Origin of the sequence: Halosimplex halobium (genome assembly GCF_051414055.1) — an archaeon.
GTDB classification, from domain to species: Archaea; Halobacteriota; Halobacteria; order Halobacteriales; family Haloarculaceae; genus Halosimplex; species Halosimplex halobium.
Map to the genome: position 1 here is coordinate 17,366 of NZ_JBLKNX010000015.1, position 18,513 is coordinate 35,878.

Here is an 18,513-nt window from a genome sequence, read left to right on the forward strand (position 1 = left end):
CACGATTCCGACGGCGACGGCAAAGGTCTGGCGGCGGCACCCGGTCGCGGACGCGCCGGACGGTCGCGGTTACGGCGTGACCGCGACCCAGGCGACCACGACGGCCGCCGCGCCGACGACCGTGCTCCCCACCGCGTGGAATCGTAGCCGGTCCAGCAGTTCGTGGGACTCCTCGCTGAGCGAACACACCTGGTCGATCTCCGAGCCGGCGTCGCAGTGGGGGAGAAAGTCCATCGCGACGTGGAGGAAGATGCCCGCGGCGAAGCCGAAGACGACGGCGTTGAGGACCGGGACCTCGGGGACGGGGAGCGCGGCCGTCGGGATGGCGGTGATGCCGACGCCGGCGGCCGGCAGCAGGAGCGCCGAGACGGGTTTGCCCGCCCGCTGCATCCGGCGGGCGGCGGCGTAGCCCGCCGGTCCCTTGTGCGAGACGATGGCGAGCCCGAGCAGCAGGCCGAGCGTCGGCATCGAGCCGTAGACGAGGCCGATGATCAGCCCGGCCGAGAGCGCGTGGGCGGTGATCTGGGCGGTCGTCACGTCCATCGGCCAGTCGTAGTGCGAGAGCCGGTGGCCGACGACGTGGCCGCTGTAGCCGACGACGATCCCCGCGGCGATGCCGATCCCGCCGATCTGGGGGGCGCCCGCCGAGCCGCCGATGCCGATGGCCTGGGGGACCAGGAACATCGCCGCGCTGGTCACCATCGCGCCGCTGGCGAGTCCGTAGCCCCACACGAGCCGCTGGGGGTCGGTCTCGGTCGCCCGCGCGCCGAGATACGTCCCCGCCGCCATCGCCGCGAACGCGACCCACCCGACGACCAGCACTTTCCAGGTCTCGGCCAGGACCGCCACGACCGACAGCCCGACCAGAACCGCGACACCCGCGCCCCCCACCAGCGAGAGCCGCCCGGCGCCGTTATTAACATCCATCGTTTCGTTAATACCCATCGTTTAGCAACACGGTCACTGTTGTTAATAAGACTGTCGCTCGGAGGTTGCGGCGGTCGGGGGCCGTCGGTCGGGGCGGTAGGGGCCCGGAACCGGTGGTCGAGCGGAAGGGGCCGGGGGGAGCGGGTCGCTCAGCCCTCGCGCATGGCGCGGCGGTCGAGGACGCCGCCGTCGAGCCGGTCGGGGTCGGCGGCGCGGGCCGCCCACAGGACCAGGTCGGCGGCGCGCTCGGGATCGGTCCCCCGGCCGCCGGTCAGATCCGTGGCGACGGCGCCGGGGTCGACGACAGCGGCCGGCCAGTCGGTGTCGGCGGCGAACTGGCGGACGACGGCCTCGGCGGCGGCCTTCGAGACGGCGTAGGCGCCGAACCCCTCGCGGGCCTCGCGGGCGACCCCGCCCGAGAGCGCGAGCAGGCGCGCCCCGTCGGCGAGGTGCGGGCGGGCCTCGCGGAAGGTAGCGAAGACGCCGCGGGCGTTGGTCCGCATCGTGTCGTCGAACGCCCCGTACGATTCGCGGTCGACCGGCGTCTCGCCGGCCTCGCCGTGGTAGACGCCGGCGTTGGCGACGACGGCGTCGACGGCCCCGCCCTCGCGCGCGGCGGTCTCCAGCAGCCGCTCGACGTCGAACTCGTCGCGCACGTCCGCTCGCTGGGTCGTGACCGCTCCGCCGGACTCGCGGACCCGCTCGGCGAGGTCCGCGAGCGCGTCGGCGTCGCGGGCGCAGGTGACGACGTGGGCACCGGCGTCGGCGAACGCCTCGACCGTCGCTGCCCCGATCCCGCGCGTTCCTCCTGTCACGACGACCGTGGCGTCGTCCATACAGCGGCGTTGGGACCGGTCCGTCATGAGCGTCCCGACGAACCGGGAGCGGCCGCCCTCCCTGGGCCCGACACCCGGCGACCGCAACCGGTTGGGCACCTCCTTTTTCAGTGGCGGGCGCCGATAGACGGGTAATGGCAGGGCTCTCGGGACGCGCGGACGGCGAGTCGGTGACGGTCGTCGGCGGCGGCGTCGGCGGCCTCTCGGCGGCGGCGTACCTCGCGGACGCCGGCGCGGACGTGACGCTCGTGGAGAAAAACGACCAGCTCGGCGGCCGGGCCAGCCGCCTCGAGGCCGACGGCTTCCGCTTCGACATGGGTCCTTCGTGGTACCTCATGCCCGACGTGTTCGAGCGCTTCTTCGGCCATTTCGGGAAGACCCCCGGCGACTACTACGACCTCGAACGGCTCGACCCGCACTACCGGATCTTCTTCAAGAACGAAGGGCCGGCAGCGGGCGACGGCGAGCGGGTCGACATCGCCGCCGACCGGGCGAAAAATCGGGAGCTGTTCGAGTCCATCGAACCCGGGGCGGGCGAGGCGTTCGACGAGTACCTCGCGACCAGCGAACGGCACTACGAGACGGCGATGGAGAAGTTCGTCTACGAGGATCGGTCCTCGCTCCGTGACTGGGTCGACCTCGACGTGATGCGCGCGGCCCCCATCGGGGTCAAGCTCATGCGCTCGATGCAGGGCCACGTGGACAACTACTTCGAGAACTCCAAGCTCCAGCAGATCATGCAGTACACGCTGGTGTTCCTGGGCGGCTCGCCGCGCAACACGCCCGCGCTGTACAACATGATGAGCCACGTCGACTTCAACATGGGCGTGTACTACCCCGTCGCCACGGAGGCCGACGAGGACGGGAACCACCCCGGCGGCATCGGCGTCGTGGTCGACGCGTTCGTCGACCTCTGCCGTGAACTCGGCGTCGACTTCGAGACGGGCGTCGAGGTCGAGGAGATCACCCGCCGCAAGCGGGGCTTCCTCGTGGTCGACGAGGCGGGGGCCGAACGGCGGCCGGACCGCGTGGTCGTCAACGCCGACTACGCCCACGCCGAGCAGGAACTGCTCCCCGAGCACGAGCGCCAGTACGACGCCGACTACTGGGACGACCGGACCTACGCCCCCTCGGCGTACCTCCTCTATCTCGGCGTCGAGGGCGACGTGCCGGAACTGGCCCACCACACGCTCGTCCTCCCGGACGACTGGGACCCACACTTCGAGAAGATCTTCGACGACCCCGCGTGGCCGGACGAGCCCGCCTACTACCTCTGCGTGCCCTCGAAGACCGACGACACCGTCGCACCCGAGGGCCACAGCAACCTGTTCGTCCTCGTGCCCATCGCGCCGGGGCTGGACGACACACCCGCTCAGCGCGAGCGGTTCCGCGAGCAGATCCTCGACGACGTTGCCGAGCACGCCGACACCGACCTCCGGGACCGGATCGTCTTCGAGGAGGAGTTCTGCGTCTCCGAGTTCGTCGACCGTTACAACGCGACCCGGGGGACGGCGCTGGGGCTGGCCCACACGCTCCGCCAGACCGCCCTGCTGCGGCCGCCGAACCGCTCGACGGCCGTCGACGGCCTGTACTTCACGGGGTCGTTCACGACCCCCGGTATCGGCGTGCCGATGTGTCTGATCAGCGGCCAGCACACCGCGCAGGCGCTGGTCGACGACGCCAACTAAGCCCCTCCGAGTAGTATGTCCGACGACGCGATGGCTTCGCTGACCGCACGCCTCGGCGCGCTCGCGCCCCCGGACACCACCGTCGGGTACCTCCTGCGGCTCTCGCGACCGCGGTTCTGGCTCTACCTCGCGGGCCCGGCGATGGTCGGGACCGTCTTCGCGGCGCGGTCGACCGCGGAACTGTTCACGCCCCTGACGGTCGCGCTGGCCGCGTACTTCCTGCTCCCGGCGAACGTCTTCCTCTACGGCGTCAACGACGTGTTCGACGCCGACATCGACGAACAGAACCCGAAGAAGGAGGACAAGGAGGTGCGCTACCGGGGGAGTCGCGCCGTCGTCGCCGCAGTCCTCGCCAGCGGCGTCCTGGGCATCGCGATACTGCCGGTCCTGCCGACCGAGGCGGTCTTCGCGATGCTGGCCTTCCTCGCCCTGTCGGTCCAGTACAGCGCCCCGCCGTTCCGGTTCAAGACCACGCCCCTCCTCGACTCGCTGTCGAACGGGCTGTACGTCCTGCCGGGCGTGGTCGCCTACGCGACCGTCGCCGGCGCGTTCCCGCCGACGCCCGCCGTCGCCGGCGCGTGGCTGTGGACGATGGCGATGCACACCTTCTCGGCCATCCCCGACATCGAACCCGACCGCGCCGCGGGCATCGAGACGACCGCGACCCTCCTCGGCGAGGGGCCGACCTACGCCTACTGCGCGGTCGTCTGGGCGGCGGCCGCGGCGGTCTTCTGGCGGGTCCACCCCTACTGGGGCGGCCTGCTCGCCGTCTACCCCGTGTTCACCGCCGCGGTCGCGCTGTCGGACGTGTCGGTCGACCGCGCCTACTGGTGGTTCCCGTTCCTGAACACCGCCGTCGGGACGGCCCTGACGATGGGCGGCCTCTGGGTGATGCTCTATGGCGCCTGACTGGGTCGAGCGGGCGGGCCTGCCCGCGCCCGCCGCCATCGACCGCGACCGCGTCGAGGCGCGCCTCGACGGTCTCGTCCGACGGAATCGGTTCACCATCGCCGTCGTCTTCCCCGTCACCGGCGCGGTCCTGCTCCTGGCGAGCGCGCTCGGCTGGTTCGGGGCCGCGGTCGCGGCGCTCCCGTCCGCGCTGGCGGCCGAGCTGGCGTGGCTCCCCGACGCGCTGGCGTTCAACCCCTGGCTCGTCCTCGTGGGCGTCGTCGTGATGCGCCTGCCGCTCGTGGCCGGCGTCGCGCCGCTGGTCGACCGGCGGGCGACCGCGGCGCTGCTCGCGCTGACCGCCTACGCCTACGGGATCGAGTTCGTCGGCGTCACGACCGGCTGGCCCTACGGCGCCTTCGAGTACGGCGTCGCCCTCGGGCCGATGCTCGGCGGCGTCCCGCTCGCCTTGCCCGTCTTCTTCTTCCCCCTCGTCCTGAACAGCTACCTGCTCTGCCTGCTCCTGCTGGGCGACCTGGCCCGCTCGCCGTGGGTCCGCCTCCCGGTCGTCGTCGCGACCGTAGTGGGGATCGACCTCGTGCTCGACCCCGGCGCCGTCGCGCTGGGCTTCTGGACCTACGACGCCGGCGGCCCCCTCTACGGCGTCCCCCCGAGCAACTACGCCGGCTGGGTGCTCTCGGCGACGGTCGCCGTCGGCGCCTTCGACTGGGGTCTCGACCGGGAGGCGCTGCTCGCGCGGCTGGACGCCTGCCCGTTCATGCTCGACGACATGGTGAGCTTCGTCATCCTCTGGGGCGGGGTCAACGCCGCCTTCGGCAACTGGCTCCCGGTCGCGCTGGCGGGGCTGTTCGCCGCCGGCCTCGTCGTCACCGACCGATTCGACGTGCCGACGCGGCCGCGGTGGGCGAAGTAGTCACTCGGAACCCCGCGAGCGCTCGCGCGACGCCGGTCGGCCGTTCCGTCGCGAGTCAGCCGCAGATGTCGTGGAGGCGGTCGAGCGAGTCGATGTCCCAGGTGGGCCAGACGTTCAGGTCCCAGTCGCTACGGTGGGGCCGGCGGATGAACGCCGAGTCGATGCCGGCGTTGTGGGCGGCCTCGATGTCGGACTCGTTGTCGCCGACGTACAGCGCCGAGTCGGCGTCCAGGTCGGCGAGCGCCCGCTCGATGTAGTGGGGGTTCGGTTTCCGCAGCGTCAGGCTCTCGACGGTCGCCTCGCGGCCGTAGGCGGTATCGAAGTGGCCGCCGAGGTCGAAGTGGTCGAGGAGGAAATCCACCGTCTCCTGCTGGTTCGAACTGACGATCCCCGTCGCTACGTCCAGGTTCGCCAGCGTGTCGATGTCCCCGTAGGGCGTCTTCCGTCCGGCGCGCGCCTCGTCCTGCTGTGCGCCCGAGACGGTGCCGTCCCGGGTGCGCCAGAACTCCTCCGGCTCGAAGCCGTAGGTATCGCAGACCGCGTTCACCTGCTGGGGGGTCGCTCCGATCGTCATGTCCTCGACGTGGTCGGGGTCCGGGTCGGACACACCGAGCTGCGCGAACGTCTCCCCGGTCGCCTCCCGGAGGACGTCGAACCGCGTTCTGCCGACGAGGACACCGTCGTTGTCGAACACGACGGTATCGTAGGTCATAGCATCACTGCGTCGCCGACCGTGAAAGGGCTTCCGACCGTCCGTTCCCCGGCCGCTGCCCCGTCCCCGCCACCCCATCCGGCCGCCCGCCGGCGATATATCGCGACAACGGCAGACCTTTGTGATAGTATCCCATGGGTGTGGTCGTATCGCAATGCAAGCGTGCCAGAACTGTCAGACGGTCATCGACGAGTACACCCTGGACAAACAACTCGAACCGCTGCGCGAGCTGACAGTCGACGACTTCAACCTCTGTAGCGACTGCGTGACGGTCGCCGACGGCGCGTGCGTGGAGTGCGGCGGCGCGGTCTACGTCCCCCGGAACGCCGACAGCCGACCCGACTACTGCCCGGCGTGTCGCGCCGACCGCTTCGAGCAGACGGGTCGCGACCCCGGGTGGCACGCCGACCCGCCCTCGACGACCTGACGGCGGGGGGCTGTTCGAGCGAGCGGGTTTTTATCGCCGGGCCGCGACGGTTCCTTCATGCCCGGACCGATCTTCATCGCGGGCGAGACGGTCGATCTGCGAACTATCGAGGAGGAGGACACCGAGTTCCTCCGGGAGGGGTCACATCACCCCCAGGTCCGGCGTTACGCCGGTCCGGACGCGCCGGTCGGCGGCGACGACTACGAGTCGCGCCTCTTCGACCGGATGGGCGTCCCCGATGCGGTAGAGCTGTTGATCTGCGACGGCGACGAGCGGGTGGGAGACGTGTCGCTGGCCCCAATCGACGACCGCCGCGGCTGGGCCAACCTCGGCTACTGGGTCCACCCGGACCGCCAGGGCGAGGGGTACGCAACCGAGGCCGCCCGACTCGTCGTCGACCACGGTTTCGCCGAGTTGCGACTCCATCGGATCTCTGCAACCGTCCACGCGGGCAACGAGGCCTCGAAACGGGTCGTCGAGAAACTGGGATTCGTCCACGAGGGTACCAAGCGCGACGACGACTTCGTCGACGGCGAGTACGCCGACCGGGACGTGTACGCCGTCCTCCGCGAGGAGTGGTCCGGATAGCACCGGCCGTCGACTCCCTGGCGGCCACCGGTCGGGCGTCGTAGCCCGTCGACCGGCGCCGGGAACCCAACCAGTTTTGTCCGGCCGATACAATCTCGAACTGATGAGTGCGATCCGTCCGTCGGAGCTCGCGGAGCGACTCGAATCGGGATCGAGCGACCGGCCGTTCCTCCTGGACATCCGGCCGGCGTCCGCCTACCGCTCGGACGCGATCGACGGCAGTCACAACCTCCCGGTGTACGACGAGTTGCGGCGGGGCGAGGACGACGCGCTGCTGGACCGACTGGACGAGGTGCCGACCGATCGCGACGTGGTCGTCGTGTGCAAGATGGGCATCGTCGCGAAGGGAGCGGCCGAGCTGCTCGCCGACGAGGGGTACGACGCGGCGGTGCTGCTGGGCGGGATGAGCGGCTGGAACGGGTATCACGAGGGGTCGCTGACGTACCGCGTTCGGTCGTTGATCTGGCGGTTGCGGTAGCGCGACGGCGTCGCGAGCCGCTGGGTGGGCGGGAGACGGGGAGAACCGGAAAGGCCCGCGGCGGGCGGGCGATACTTGGGGGTCCGGCGGCTAGGCACGCCGATGACCGACCTGTTCGACCCGCTCGAACTCCGGGACACCACGGTCCCGAACCGACTGATGGTGTCGCCGATGTGCCAGTACTCCTGCGAGGCCCGCGACGGGCGCGCGACCGAGTGGCACCACGTCCACCTCGGTTCGCGGGCCGTGGGCGGCGCCGGCCTCGTCATGGCCGAGGCGACTGCCGTCGAGAAGCGCGGCCGGATCACCCCCGAGGACCTTGGGATCTGGAACGACGACCAGGCCGACGCGCTGGCGCGCACCACGCGGTTCGTGAGAGAGCAGGGCGCCGTGCCGGGCATCCAGCTGGCCCACGCCGGCCGCAAGGCCTCGAAGAGCCGCCCGTGGGAGGGGAGCCGTCCCCTCTATCCCGACGACGGCGGCTGGGAAGTCATCGGCCCGAGCGGGAACCCGTGGCCCTACGAGGACGACGACGGCGAGCAGGTCGAGGCGCCGCCGACCCGCGAGATGGACCAGGGCGACATCGAACAGGTGATCGACTCGTTCCGCCGGGCGGCCGAGCGGGCCCGCGACGCCGGCTTCGAGGTCGCCGAGGTCCACGCCGCCCACGGCTACCTCCTCCACGAGTTCCTCTCGCCGGTGACCAACCACCGCGAGGGCGACTACGGCGGCGACTTCGAGGGCCGCACCCGCCTCACCCGGGAGGTCACCGAGGCCGTCCGTGAGGTGTGGCCCGACGGCAAGCCCGTCTTCGTCCGGGTCTCCGGCACCGACTGGTTCGACGACCGCGAGTCGTGGACCGCCGAGCAGTCCGCCCGGCTCGCCGACCGGCTGGCGGGGATCGGCGCGGACCTGGTCGACGTGTCCAGCGGCGGGATCGCGCCCGGCTCCTGGCCCGAGCAGGCGGGACCGAACTACCAGCTCCCGCTGGCCGAGACGGTCCGCGAGGAGTCCGAGAGCGACATCGCCGTCGGGACGGTCGGCGGGATCACCACCCCGGAGCAGGCCCAGGCGGTCGTCGCCAACGACCGGGCCGACCTGGCCATCGTCGGCCGGCAGTTCCTCCGTGACCCCTACTTCGGGCTCCGGGCGGCCGACGCGCTCGACGCGACCGACGAGGTCTCGGGACCGCCCCAGTACCGCCGGGCGTTCGGGTTCTGAACGGGGTCAGTCGCCCGCGCCGAGTTCGTCCCGCAGGTCGGCGCCGACGGCCGCGACGGCCTCGGCCGCGCGCTCGACGCCCTCGCTCTCCGAGAGCATCCCGGCGAACCCGTGGACCATGTCCGGGTAGTTACGAAAGCGGACGGGGACGCCGTCGCCGACCAGTTGCCTGGCGTAGGCGATCCCGCCGTCCCGCAGCGGGTCGAACCCGGCCGTCACGACCGTCGCCGGCGGCACGCCCGACAGGTCGCAGGCCCGCGAGGGGTCGGCGTAGGGGTTACGCCGGTGGATCTCGGTCCCGTAGTACGAGCGGTCGAACCAGCGGATCGTCTCCTCGTCGAGGACGTACCCCGTGTACTCCCGCATCGACGGCTGGTCCTCCCGGGTGCCCACGGCGGGGTAGACCAGGCTCTGGTAGTCGAGGTCGGGGCCGTCGCGCTCGGCGACCAGCAGGGAGACGACCGCAGCGAGATTGCCGCCGGCACTGTCGCCGGCGACCGCCAGGCCGCCGTCCGGGTCCAGCACGTCGGCGCCCGCCTCCGGGTCGGCCGCCCACTCCAGGGCCGCGTAGGCGTCCTCGACGGCCGCCGGGAACGGGTGCTCGGGCGCGAGGCGGTAGTCGACCGACAGAATCTCGCAGTCGCTTTCGACGGTCAGACGCCGACAGAGGTGGTCGTGGGTGTCCAGGCTCCCGACCACGAAGCCGCCGCCGTGGTAGAAGACGACCGTCGGGTACGGTCCCGCGCGTTCGGGCCGATACCGGCGGACGGGGAGGTCGCCGTCCGGCCCCGGGATCGTCAGGTCGGCCACGTCGCCGACTTCGGGCGGGTCGGAGTCCTGGAGCCACAGCCCGAGTCTCGTCAGGAGGCGAGCGCCGCGGGCGCCCATCGTCGGGAGCGACACCACCCGAAGCCGTTCGCGCGAGCGCAGCACTGACTGGACGTCCGGATGGGGCTCGTCGGTCGCCAGCGGCGGCCGGCCCTCGGCCTCGGGAGCGATATCGGCTAGCGTCGGCCCCTCGTCGGACTCCCCGGTCGGTTCGTCGCTGGACCCCTCGGCCGGCTCGGAACGACGGAGGGCGTCGATGACCATGGCCGGCGATCCGGCCGGATTCGTAAACAACCTACCGCTCTCGGCGGGGGGCGGCCGGTCGGCACGCCAGCCCCTCTCACCCGTCGCGGAGTTCGAACTCGATCCGCTCGACGTCGGCGCCCTTCGACGTCCGGTCGGTGATATCGATCCGTCCGATCTCGCCGGTCCGGTCGACGTGGGTGCCGCCGCAGGGACAGGTGTCGAACCCCTCGATCTCGACGACGCGGAGCGGGTCGACCGAGTCGGGGATGAGATCGAGTTGCGTCCGCCCCTCGGGCGTCTCGCGCTCGACGCGGTCGCGGGGCCGTTCGGCCTTCTCGACGGGGCGGTCGGCCTCGACGACGGCGTTGCTCTCGCGCTCGATGGTCCGCAGGTCCGCCCCGTCGAAGTCGGCGGGCTCGAAGTCGATCCGCGACCGCTCCTCGTGGATCTGGTTGCCCGACGTGGTCGCGCCGAACGCCTCGAGGACCACCCGGGAGACGACGTGCTGGGCGGTGTGCATCCGGCGCAGGCGCTGGCGGCGCTCGGCGTCGATCTCTCCGGTGACGGCGGCCCCCGGTTCGGGGAGCGCGCCCTCGACGTCGGCGACCTCGTGGCGCACGTCGCCGTGGTCCTTCCGCACGTCGACGACCGCCGCCCGGCCGCCGTCCCACGAGAGCGTCCCCCGGTCCGGCGGTTGGCCGCCGCCCTCGGGGTAGAAGTGGGTCCCGTCGAGGACGACGTAGTCGTCGCCGGTCTCGGTGACGGTCGCCTCGAACTCGGTCACGCCGTCGGCGTCGGGGAGGTACAGCAGGTCGGTCATAGAAGCGGATAGGCGGGGTGTGGTCAAAAGCGGCCGGGCCGCGGGGCGAGGTCGGACGCCCGTCTCCGCCGCCCACTCATGGACCCGTCTGGACGCCCAGGCACAGAGTTAAGTGGGGGTTTACCAAATAGTAAACACGGCGGGCGTCCCTGGCGGTAGTTTTACCACGTGGTAAACCCAACGGCGGGTATGGCAGCCGACGACAGGATACTGGACGGGATCACCGTCGTCGACCTCTCGACGTTCGTGACGGGTGGGTTCGCCTCGTCGATGCTGGCGAACCTCGGCGCGGACGTGGTGAAGGTCGAACAGCCGGGGTACGGCGACGCGATCCGTCACACCGGGCCGCCCTTTATCGAGGGCGAGTCGCCGTACTACTGGACGGTCAACTACGGCAAGCGCAGCGTCGAACTCGACCTGAAAAACGACGAGGCGCTGGAAGCCCTGTACGACCTGATCGAGGAGACCGACATCTTCGTCCAGAACTTCCGGCCGGGGACCGCCGAGCGGCTCGGCGTCGACTACGAGACGCTGTCCGAGCGCAACGACGACCTGATCTACCTCGCTATCTCGGCGTTCGGCCAGACCGGCCCCTGGCGCGAGCGGTCGGGCTACGACCTGTTGATCCAGGGGATGGGCGGGATCATGGACGTGACCGGCGAGGAGGGGCGCCAGCCGGTGAAGGTCGGGCTGCCGATGACCGACCTGATCACCGCGATGTGGGCCGCGTTCGGCGCGACCTCGGCGCTGTACCGCCGGGAGCTGACCGGCGAGGGCGAGTACATCGACCTCGGCATGCTGGAGTCGGTGCTGCCGTGGCTGACCAAGCAGGCCGGGCAGGTGTTCGCCGGCGAGACGCCCAGGCGGATGGGGACGAAAGACCCCGTGCTCGCCCCGTACCAGACGTTCGAGACGGGCGACGGCTACATCAACATCTGCATCCTCAACGAGAAGCTCTGGGGCGAGCTCTGCGAGGCCATCGACCGGCCGGACCTGGTCGACGACGAGCGCTTCGCACAGAACGCCGACCGGGTCGAACACCAGGACGAACTGGAGGCCGAGATCGAGGCGACCCTGGCCGAGAAGCCGACCGACGAGTGGATCGAGGTCATCGCCGAGGACAACGGGGTGCCGGCCGGTCCCGTCTACAGCGTCGAGGAGGCGCTGACCAACCCGCAGGTCGAAGCGAGGGGCGCGATTTCGGAGATCGAACACCCCGAGATCGGCGAGGTTCCGGTCGTCGAACACCCGCTGAAGTTCGAGGGGAGCGACAGCGGGTTCGAACTGCCGCCGCCGCTGCTCGGGGAGCACAACCGCGAGGTGTTCCGCGACCTGGGGTACAGCGAGGAGGAGGTCGACGAACTGGCAGCGATGGGCGTCTTCGGCGGCGACGAGTAGGTCGCCGGCCGCTCAGGCGGGCCCGGACTCGTCGTCGACGTACAGCGAGTCGAGGACGAACGCCTCGATGGCGGCCTGCGTCTCCTCGGGGGCGTCGTCGTGGCCGAGCGAGAGGCGCCGCTCGCGGCCGACGTGGATGGCGTCGGTGATGAACTGGCCCATGCGCTCGGCGTCGACGTCGCGGAACACCCCCGCCTCGATCCCGTCCTCGACGACGCGGACGATGCTGTCTTTGATCGCGTCGTAGTGCTCGTCGAGGATGGCCTGGTGTTCCTCGTCGTTCTGGGCGTGGGCGAACAGCTCGTGGTAGACTTTCATCCGCTCCCAGTGGCCGAACTCGTCGAACCCGGGTCCGAACAGGCACTGCTCGATGCGGGCTTCGAGTTCCGCCCGCGGGTCGTCGTACTCCTCGACGTCGATAGCGCCCTCGTACTGCTCGGCCACGTACTCGAGAAACGACGACATCAGGTCCCGCTTCCCGTCGAAGTGGTAGTGGATGACCTGCCGTGTCAGCTCCATCTCCTCGCCGATGTCGCGCATCCGGAGGTCGCTGTAGCCGTGCTCGCTCAGCGCGCGGAAGGTCGCCTCCATGATGACCTCCCGCGTGTCCTTCGACCCGACCGTCTCCTCGGTACTGCCCATACATCCACTCTATCCACTCCCGTATTTATATTGATGGTTCCGGGCAAGCGGTTTACCGCACAGTCTTACCGCATTGTCTTACTGCCCGGTAAACTTATGCCGGCTCGGTCGAACGGTACGGGTGAGCATGACACGAACGATCATTCGGAACGGGACGGTCGTGTCCCTGGACCCGGAGGTGGGGCAGTTGGACGACGCGGACGTACTGGTCGAGGACGGCGAGATCGTCGAGATCGGACGCGGGCTCTCGGCGTCGACCGCCGAGGAGATCGACGCCAGTGACCACATCGTCCTGCCGGGGTTCGTCGACTCGCACATCCACCTCGCCCAGACCCAGGTCAGGGGCATCGCGGGGGACTGGTCGCTGATGGGCGAGTACTTCGACCACATGCTCGGCAATATTACCGGGCTCTACCAGCCGGAGGACATGTACCTCGGCGGCCTCTTCGGCGCCTTCGAGAAGCTCTACACGGGGACGACGACGGCCCTGGACTGGTCGTATCCCAACTCGCTCGAACACGCCGAGCGGGCCGTCGACGCGCTGCAGGACGCCGGGCTGCGCGCGGTGTACACCTACGGCCCGCCGGGCGACGACGCGGCGAAGTGGTGGTTCGAGAGCGACGTGGGCCTCCCGGAAGAGAACATCCGGGACGTCTACGACGGGACGATCCGCGACGACGACCGGCTCAGCCTGGGGCTCGGGCTCCGGGGGCCGGACTTCTGCGTCGACGAGACCGCCCGCGCCGACCTGGAACTCGCACGGGAACTGGACGCCCTGGCGACGGTCCACATGGGCGCGGCGCTGTGGCCCTCGTCGGTCTACGGCGAGGACTACCAGGGCTTCGGCTGTCTCCACGACATGCTCGGCCCCGACGTGAACGTCGCCCACGGCAACCACTTCGCCCAGGAGGACATCGACCACGCCGTCGAACAGGGGGTCTCGTTCTCGTCGACGCCGGAGGTCGAGATGCAGATGGGCCACGGCATCCCGGTCACGGACAAGGTGCTCGAAGCCGGCGGGCGGCCAACCTGGGGCGTCGACGTCTGTTCGTCCATCAGCGGCGACATGGGCTCGCAGATGCGAATCGGGCTCCAGCTCCAGCGGATGTTCGACAACCAGGCGGTCCTCGAAGGGGACGAGGAGGTCGGCGAGGTGAGCATCTCCTGCCGCGACACCCTGGAGATGGCGACTATCGAGGGCGCGAAGGCGCTGGGCCTGGAAGACGAGGTCGGGACGCTGACCCCGGGCAAGCGCGCGGACATCCAGCTGCTCCGGACGAACGACTTCATGACCGCGCCGAGCCACGACCCGGTCCAGACGGTCGTCTTCCAGGCCGACCCCTCGCACGTCGACACCGTACTGGTCGACGGCGAGGTCGTCAAGCGCGACGGCCAACTGACCAGCCCCCTCGTCGACGAGGAGTTCGACCGGTTCTGCGAGTCCGGCCACCGACTGCTCGACGAGGCAGGTATCGACCTGTGACCGGGACCGCCCCCGCGACCGCAGCGACATTCGCCAACGCGAACCGACCCGACTTTGCGGTGCGACCGCAAACTGCGACACGACCATGAGAGTAGGACAATACAGCGCGGACGGCGAGCAGCCGTGGTGTGGCATCCAAACCGACGACGGCGTCGTCGCCCTCCCCGAGGCCGGGGCGGCCGCGGGCGTCGACATCCCGCGGACGACCCGCGAGCTACTGGCGACCTGGGAGTGGGAGCGCAAGGCCGAACTGGCCGTCGACCACGCGACCGAGACGGGCGAGGGACTGCGCGATCCCGACGACCTGGACCGGCACGCGCCGGTCACCGCTCCCGAGAAGGTCGTCTGCGTCGGACTCAACTACCGCGACCACGCCGAGGAGGGCGACAACCCGATCCCCGACACGCCCGTCCTCTTCTCGAAGTTCCCGACGACCGTCAACGGGCCCAACAGTACCGTCCGCTGGGACCCCGACCTCACCGGGAAGGTCGACTACGAGGCCGAGTTGGTCGTCGTGATCGGCGAGGAGGCCCGCCGCGTCGACCCCGACGAGGCGATGGCCCACGTCGCCGGCTTCACCGTCGGCAACGACGTGTCCGCCCGCGACCTCCAGCACGGCGACGGCCAGTGGATCCGCGGCAAGAGCCTCGACGGCTTCGCCCCGACGGGGCCGGATCTTGTCACCCGCGACGAGGTCGACGACCCCCACGACCTGGACATCTGGGCCGAGGTCAACGGCGAGCGCCTGCAGGACTCCTCGACCGAGGAGTTCATCTTCGGCGTCGACGAGCTGGTCTCCTTCTGCAGCCAGGCGTTCACCCTCAAGCCCGGCGACCTGCTGTTCACGGGGACGCCCCCGGGCGTCGGCGTCTACCGCGACCCGCCCGTCCTGCTGGAGGAGGGCGACGAGGTGACCGTCGGTATCGAGGGGCTGGGCGAACTCACGAACGACTTCGCCTACCTCGACTGAGCGGCGAGAAACCGACTTTTCGGCACGTCAGTCCCCGAACCCGAACAGTTCCCGCTGGTTCTCGAACACGACCTGGCGGATGTCCGCGGCGTCGATCCCGTAGCGGTACAGCTCGAAGATCGCCCGCTTGAGCGCGAACGGGTCCGTTCTGAGGACGTTCGCGCAGTCGGTATCGACCATGATCCGGTCGGGTCCCCAGCGGTCGATGGCGTCGGCGACGTCCGCCGCGTCGACGCCGACCAGCCAGGAGTGGCCGATAGTAAAGCTCGCGTAGCAGTCGGTCTCCTCCATGATGTACTCGATGTTGTTGGGATCGGCGTGGGAGGCGACGACCCGCTCCTCGGCGAGGCCGGCGTCGTGAGCGGCTTCCACGTCGATCTTCACGGCCTCCAGGTGCGGGTTCTCGCCGTCGATGACCGGATCCTGCCCGAGCGCGGTGTTCTTCTCGTAGCCCGGGGTACCGCCCTGGGGTTGGACGTACTCCCGTTTCGAGTCGGTGCCGGTGTTGGGCGTGTGGAGGATGACCGGCAGGTCGTGCTCGGCGGCCAGTGCCATCTGGGCCTCGACGACGGCACGCTGCTCGTCCAGATCCCAGACCTCCGCGTGCTGGGCGGGCGTGACGCCCGTCTCGCCGACCGTGACGACCTCGTCGAGTTCGCAGTAGTCGGCCATCGCGTCGAGCAGTTCGTCGGGGTTCTCGATCCGGACGCCGGTGTGGACGCCCAGCCCGAGCTTCGCCTCGAAGAAGTGGTCCCGTTCGATGGCCGCCCGGCGGTTGATCGCGTCGTCCCAGAGGTAGCGCACGTCCTCGGCGCGGACGGGCTTGTAGGGGGTCCAGTGATACCCCGAGGAGACCATGATCATCCCCTCGCAGCCCGACAGCGCGTAGCGCTCGCGGTCGCTCCACGAGAGCGTGTGGGCGTGGTTGTGCGCGTCGATCCACGGCAGGTTCAGCAGTTCGGTCGGCGGGTCGACCCGGTCGGCGTCGTCGAGATACGCCGCGTCGGTCGGCCGCCTCGTCGGCTGTGGTCGTGTCATAGCGGTAGTACGGTGGTCGTGTGATGGTCCCGGCGATCTCCGGTAGTCGTCCGGTAGCGGGCGAGTCGCCGCGCGCGCCTCGCCGACCGTTGGCTCGCCTCGCACTTAGCGTTTTACAGCCTGGTAAACATTTATGAGCGGCCGATCCTTTTGTGGTACTGTATGACACTGTTGATCGGGACAGACGCGGGACTGCACCGGGTGGACGACCTGCCGTTCGAGGACGGTGGGGTCGAGCAGGTACTCGACTGCGGGGTGGTGACGGCGGTGAAGACCTTCGACGGCGTCGACGGCGTGTTCGTCGCCTCGTCGGAGGGGGCCTATCGGTCGACCGACGGCGGCGACACCTGGGAGGACCTCGGGGTTCCTATCGGCGACCGCTTCTGGCACGCCGGGACCAGCGAGGTGTGGTCGATCCTCGGGACCGACGACGCGCTCTACGCCGGGACGAACGACCCCTACGTCTTCCGCTCGACCGACGGGGGCGAGACCTGGTCGGAGCTGAAGGGCTTCCGTGATCTCCCGTCGCGGGGCCACTGGGAGTCGCCCATCGACCCCCACTACGCGCGACTGCGGGTGCTGGAGCAGGTCCCCGGTCGCCCCGAGCGACTCATCGCCGGCGTCGAAGCTGGCGGGATCCATCTCAGCGACGACGGCGGCCAGACCTGGACGGACCGTCGGGACACCATCGTCGACGACGTACACCAGGTGCTGCCCGTCTCGGAGGACGTGTGGCTGGCGACGACGGGGTACCTCGACCACAACCTCGAGAATCTGGGACTGGGCCACGCCGTCGGCGAGGGCGGCCTCTGGCGGACGGTCGACGCCGGCGACTCGTGGACCCGCCTCGACCGCGGCAACGACTTCTCGTACATCCGCCGGGTGTTCGTCCACGACGGCCGCGTGTTCTTCTGCGGCGGCGAGGAGGCCCCGCCCGCGTGGGTCGAGGACGAACACGGGGTGGCGCTGTTCGAGTCGACCAACTTCGGCCGCGACTTCGAGCGGGTCGAGTTCCCCGGCGAACCCCACGAGGTGATCGAGACCTGGGCGGTCTACGAGGGGAGCGTCGTCTGCGGGTCCGGGCTGTTCGACGTGCCCGACGCCCGCGACGACGTGCGCGGTCGCATCATGCGACGGACCGACGGCGAGTACGAGACCGTCGGTCGCGTCGACGCCAACGTCAGCCGTATCGAGGCGATCTGATATGGGGGACGCAGACGCTCCCGCCGCGACCGCCGGAGCCCCCTCGGCGCTCGGCCGCCTCCTCTACAGCGGCGTGCTCGCCTACATGGCGCTGGACGGGTTCCGGAACAACGAGAAACGCGTCGCGGTCGCCGAGGAGAGCGGCGTCCCGATGCCCGACGTGATGGTCCCGTTCGTCACCGGGATGCTGTTCGTCGCCAACCTCGGGATCGCCCTCTGGAAGTACCCCCGCGCGTCGGCCGGCGCACTGGTCGTCTTCTTCCTCGGCACCACGCCCGTCATCCACAACTTCTGGACGATGGAGGGCGCGGAGCGCCAGGGCAACAAGATCAACTTCCTGAAGAACCTCGCCCTGCTCGGCGGCGCCGTCGTCCTCCTCGAGGCGGCCGACCGCCAGCAACGCGAGGCGTGACCGGCTGACGGCCTCTCGACACGCCGTTCACGACCGTTCGCAACGACCTGACCGCCGAACCGGCTGCGATTGCCGGTTTTTACTGGATGGTAAAACATATCCCGCGACGGTCCGCAGGGTCGGGTATGGTAGACGTAGCAGTCGTCGGCGGCGGCCCCGCCGGCCTGAGCGCAGGACTGTACGCGGCGAAAAACGACCTGGAGACCGTGGTCTTCGACACCGACGAGTCGTGGATGCAGAAGGCCCACCTGTTCAACTACCCGGCGATCCGCTCGATCAGCGGCGACGAGTTCCTCGAAGTCACCCGCGGGCAGGTCGAGGACCGCGGCGCTCGAAGCGGCCGAGGTGACGGCCGTCGAGCAGGACGGTGACGGGTTCGCCGTCCACACCGACGACGCGGAGTACGCCGCCGACTACGTCGTGCTGGCGACCGGCGGCGACCGGAGTCTCGCGGAGGACCTGGGCTGCGAGTTCACCGACGAGGATACCGTCGACGTGACCGTCGACATGGAGACCTCCGTCGACGGCGTCTACGCCACCGGCGCGATGGGCCGCGCCGAGAAGTGGCAGGCCGTCATCGCCGCCGGCGACGGCGCCGCCGCGGTACTCGACATCCTCTCGAAGGAGAAAGGCGAGTACTACCACGACTTCGACATGCCCTCGGACGTGCCCGACCTGTAGTCGGTCCCCTCCAGTCCTTCCGCCCTCCCGCCTCCCCCGCCAGCGCCCCGTTCGACCGCCCAAATTTATCATCGTCGTCCGTGAACGTAGCGT

The 18,513-nt window shown here is 70.0% G+C and carries 19 protein-coding genes and 1 pseudogene; 13 read left to right on the plus strand and 7 right to left on the minus strand.

Going from position 1 to position 18,513, the window contains the following annotated elements; genetic code table 11:
- Positions 1-69: 69 nt before the first annotated feature.
- On the minus strand, positions 70-945 hold the full coding sequence (locus ACMGFG_RS15915) for a ZIP family metal transporter (protein ID WP_436931309.1): 876 nt from the start codon (positions 943-945) through the stop codon (positions 70-72).
- 131 nt (positions 946-1,076) lie between these two features.
- Positions 1,077-1,763 (minus strand): SDR family oxidoreductase, encoded by a 687-nt coding sequence (locus tag ACMGFG_RS15920; protein WP_436931310.1) that lies wholly within the window; start codon positions 1,761-1,763, stop codon positions 1,077-1,079.
- 134 nt (positions 1,764-1,897) lie between these two features.
- Between ACMGFG_RS15920 and crtID the strand changes: the two genes are divergently transcribed.
- Genes crtID through cruF form a run of 3 tightly spaced genes read left to right on the plus strand, consistent with a single transcriptional unit; the run spans position 1,898 to position 5,273 of the window.
- The gene (gene crtID, locus ACMGFG_RS15925; RefSeq protein ID WP_436931311.1) at positions 1,898-3,451 is read left to right on the plus strand and encodes a bifunctional phytoene desaturase/3,4-desaturase; all 1,554 of its coding nucleotides are present in this window, start codon (positions 1,898-1,900) and stop codon (positions 3,449-3,451) included.
- 30 nt (positions 3,452-3,481) lie between these two features.
- Positions 3,482-4,360 carry a prenyltransferase gene (locus ACMGFG_RS15930; protein ID WP_436931440.1) on the plus strand — a complete coding sequence of 293 codons (879 nt, stop codon included), beginning with the start codon at positions 3,482-3,484 and terminating at the stop codon, positions 4,358-4,360.
- A complete protein-coding gene (gene cruF / locus ACMGFG_RS15935) occupies positions 4,350-5,273 on the plus strand; it encodes a bisanhydrobacterioruberin hydratase (RefSeq protein WP_436931312.1) in 924 nt (307 codons plus the stop codon). Before ACMGFG_RS15930 ends, cruF begins: the two co-directional genes overlap by 11 nt.
- A 55-nt stretch (positions 5,274-5,328) precedes the next feature.
- On the opposite strand, the gene ACMGFG_RS15940 is transcribed toward cruF, so the two are convergent.
- Positions 5,329-5,985, minus strand: coding sequence for an HAD family hydrolase (locus tag ACMGFG_RS15940; protein WP_436931313.1), 657 nt, complete (start codon positions 5,983-5,985; stop codon positions 5,329-5,331).
- Positions 5,986-6,139: 154 nt separating this feature from the next.
- On the opposite strand from ACMGFG_RS15940, the gene ACMGFG_RS15945 reads away from it, so the two are divergent.
- From ACMGFG_RS15945 to ACMGFG_RS15960, 4 genes are all read left to right on the plus strand, one after another.
- A complete protein-coding gene (locus ACMGFG_RS15945; protein ID WP_436931314.1) occupies positions 6,140-6,412 on the plus strand; it encodes a DUF7571 family protein in 273 nt (90 codons plus the stop codon).
- Between the two features lie 57 nt (positions 6,413-6,469).
- Positions 6,470-7,000 (plus strand): GNAT family N-acetyltransferase, encoded by a 531-nt coding sequence (locus ACMGFG_RS15950; RefSeq protein ID WP_436931315.1) that lies wholly within the window; start codon positions 6,470-6,472, stop codon positions 6,998-7,000.
- A 103-nt stretch (positions 7,001-7,103) separates the two neighbouring features.
- On the plus strand, positions 7,104-7,478 hold the full coding sequence (locus ACMGFG_RS15955) for a rhodanese-like domain-containing protein (protein WP_436931316.1): 375 nt from the start codon (positions 7,104-7,106) through the stop codon (positions 7,476-7,478).
- A 102-nt stretch (positions 7,479-7,580) separates the two neighbouring features.
- Positions 7,581-8,699, plus strand: coding sequence for an NADH:flavin oxidoreductase/NADH oxidase (locus ACMGFG_RS15960; protein WP_436931317.1), 1,119 nt, complete (start codon positions 7,581-7,583; stop codon positions 8,697-8,699).
- A gap of 6 nt (positions 8,700-8,705) precedes the next feature.
- Here ACMGFG_RS15960 and lipP1 read toward each other — a convergent pair whose 3' ends face one another.
- Together lipP1 and ACMGFG_RS15970 are read right to left on the minus strand one after the other, a co-directional pair.
- Complete coding sequence (lipP1, locus tag ACMGFG_RS15965) at positions 8,706-9,668, minus strand: LipP1 family hormone-sensitive lipase (RefSeq protein WP_436931441.1); 963 nt, start codon at positions 9,666-9,668, stop codon at positions 8,706-8,708.
- A 199-nt stretch (positions 9,669-9,867) separates the two neighbouring features.
- Positions 9,868-10,593: an alanyl-tRNA editing protein gene (locus tag ACMGFG_RS15970; protein ID WP_436931318.1), complete on the minus strand. Its 726-nt coding sequence runs from the start codon at positions 10,591-10,593 to the stop codon at positions 9,868-9,870.
- 189 nt (positions 10,594-10,782) lie between these two features.
- Here ACMGFG_RS15970 and ACMGFG_RS15975 point away from each other — a divergent pair, with 189 nt between their 5' ends.
- On the plus strand, positions 10,783-11,991 hold the full coding sequence (locus tag ACMGFG_RS15975; protein WP_436931319.1) for a CaiB/BaiF CoA transferase family protein: 1,209 nt from the start codon (positions 10,783-10,785) through the stop codon (positions 11,989-11,991).
- A gap of 12 nt (positions 11,992-12,003) precedes the next feature.
- Here the strand turns inward: ACMGFG_RS15975 and ACMGFG_RS15980 are convergent, their stop codons facing one another.
- Entirely contained in the window at positions 12,004-12,633 is a 630-nt protein-coding gene (locus ACMGFG_RS15980) for a TetR/AcrR family transcriptional regulator (RefSeq protein ID WP_436931320.1), read from the minus strand.
- Between the two features lie 127 nt (positions 12,634-12,760).
- On the opposite strand from ACMGFG_RS15980, the gene ACMGFG_RS15985 reads away from it, so the two are divergent.
- Both ACMGFG_RS15985 and ACMGFG_RS15990 read left to right on the plus strand, forming a co-directional pair.
- Positions 12,761-14,116, plus strand: a complete 1,356-nt coding sequence (locus ACMGFG_RS15985; protein WP_436931321.1) for an amidohydrolase family protein — start codon at positions 12,761-12,763, stop codon at positions 14,114-14,116.
- 85 nt (positions 14,117-14,201) lie between these two features.
- Positions 14,202-15,086: a fumarylacetoacetate hydrolase family protein gene (locus tag ACMGFG_RS15990; RefSeq protein WP_436931322.1), complete on the plus strand. Its 885-nt coding sequence runs from the start codon at positions 14,202-14,204 to the stop codon at positions 15,084-15,086.
- A gap of 27 nt (positions 15,087-15,113) precedes the next feature.
- Here ACMGFG_RS15990 and ACMGFG_RS15995 read toward each other — a convergent pair whose 3' ends face one another.
- Positions 15,114-16,124: a TatD family hydrolase gene (locus tag ACMGFG_RS15995; RefSeq protein WP_436931323.1), complete on the minus strand. Its 1,011-nt coding sequence runs from the start codon at positions 16,122-16,124 to the stop codon at positions 15,114-15,116.
- A gap of 162 nt (positions 16,125-16,286) precedes the next feature.
- On the opposite strand from ACMGFG_RS15995, the gene ACMGFG_RS16000 reads away from it, so the two are divergent.
- From ACMGFG_RS16000 to ACMGFG_RS16010, 3 genes and pseudogenes are all read left to right on the plus strand, one after another.
- Positions 16,287-17,327: a WD40/YVTN/BNR-like repeat-containing protein gene (locus ACMGFG_RS16000; RefSeq protein WP_436931324.1), complete on the plus strand. Its 1,041-nt coding sequence runs from the start codon at positions 16,287-16,289 to the stop codon at positions 17,325-17,327.
- A 1-nt stretch (position 17,328) separates the two neighbouring features.
- Positions 17,329-17,739 (plus strand): DoxX family protein, encoded by a 411-nt coding sequence (locus tag ACMGFG_RS16005; protein ID WP_436931325.1) that lies wholly within the window; start codon positions 17,329-17,331, stop codon positions 17,737-17,739.
- Positions 17,740-17,864: 125 nt separating this feature from the next.
- Positions 17,865-18,420: pseudogene (locus tag ACMGFG_RS16010) on the plus strand (NAD(P)/FAD-dependent oxidoreductase).
- The last annotated feature ends 93 nt before the right edge of the window (positions 18,421-18,513 follow it).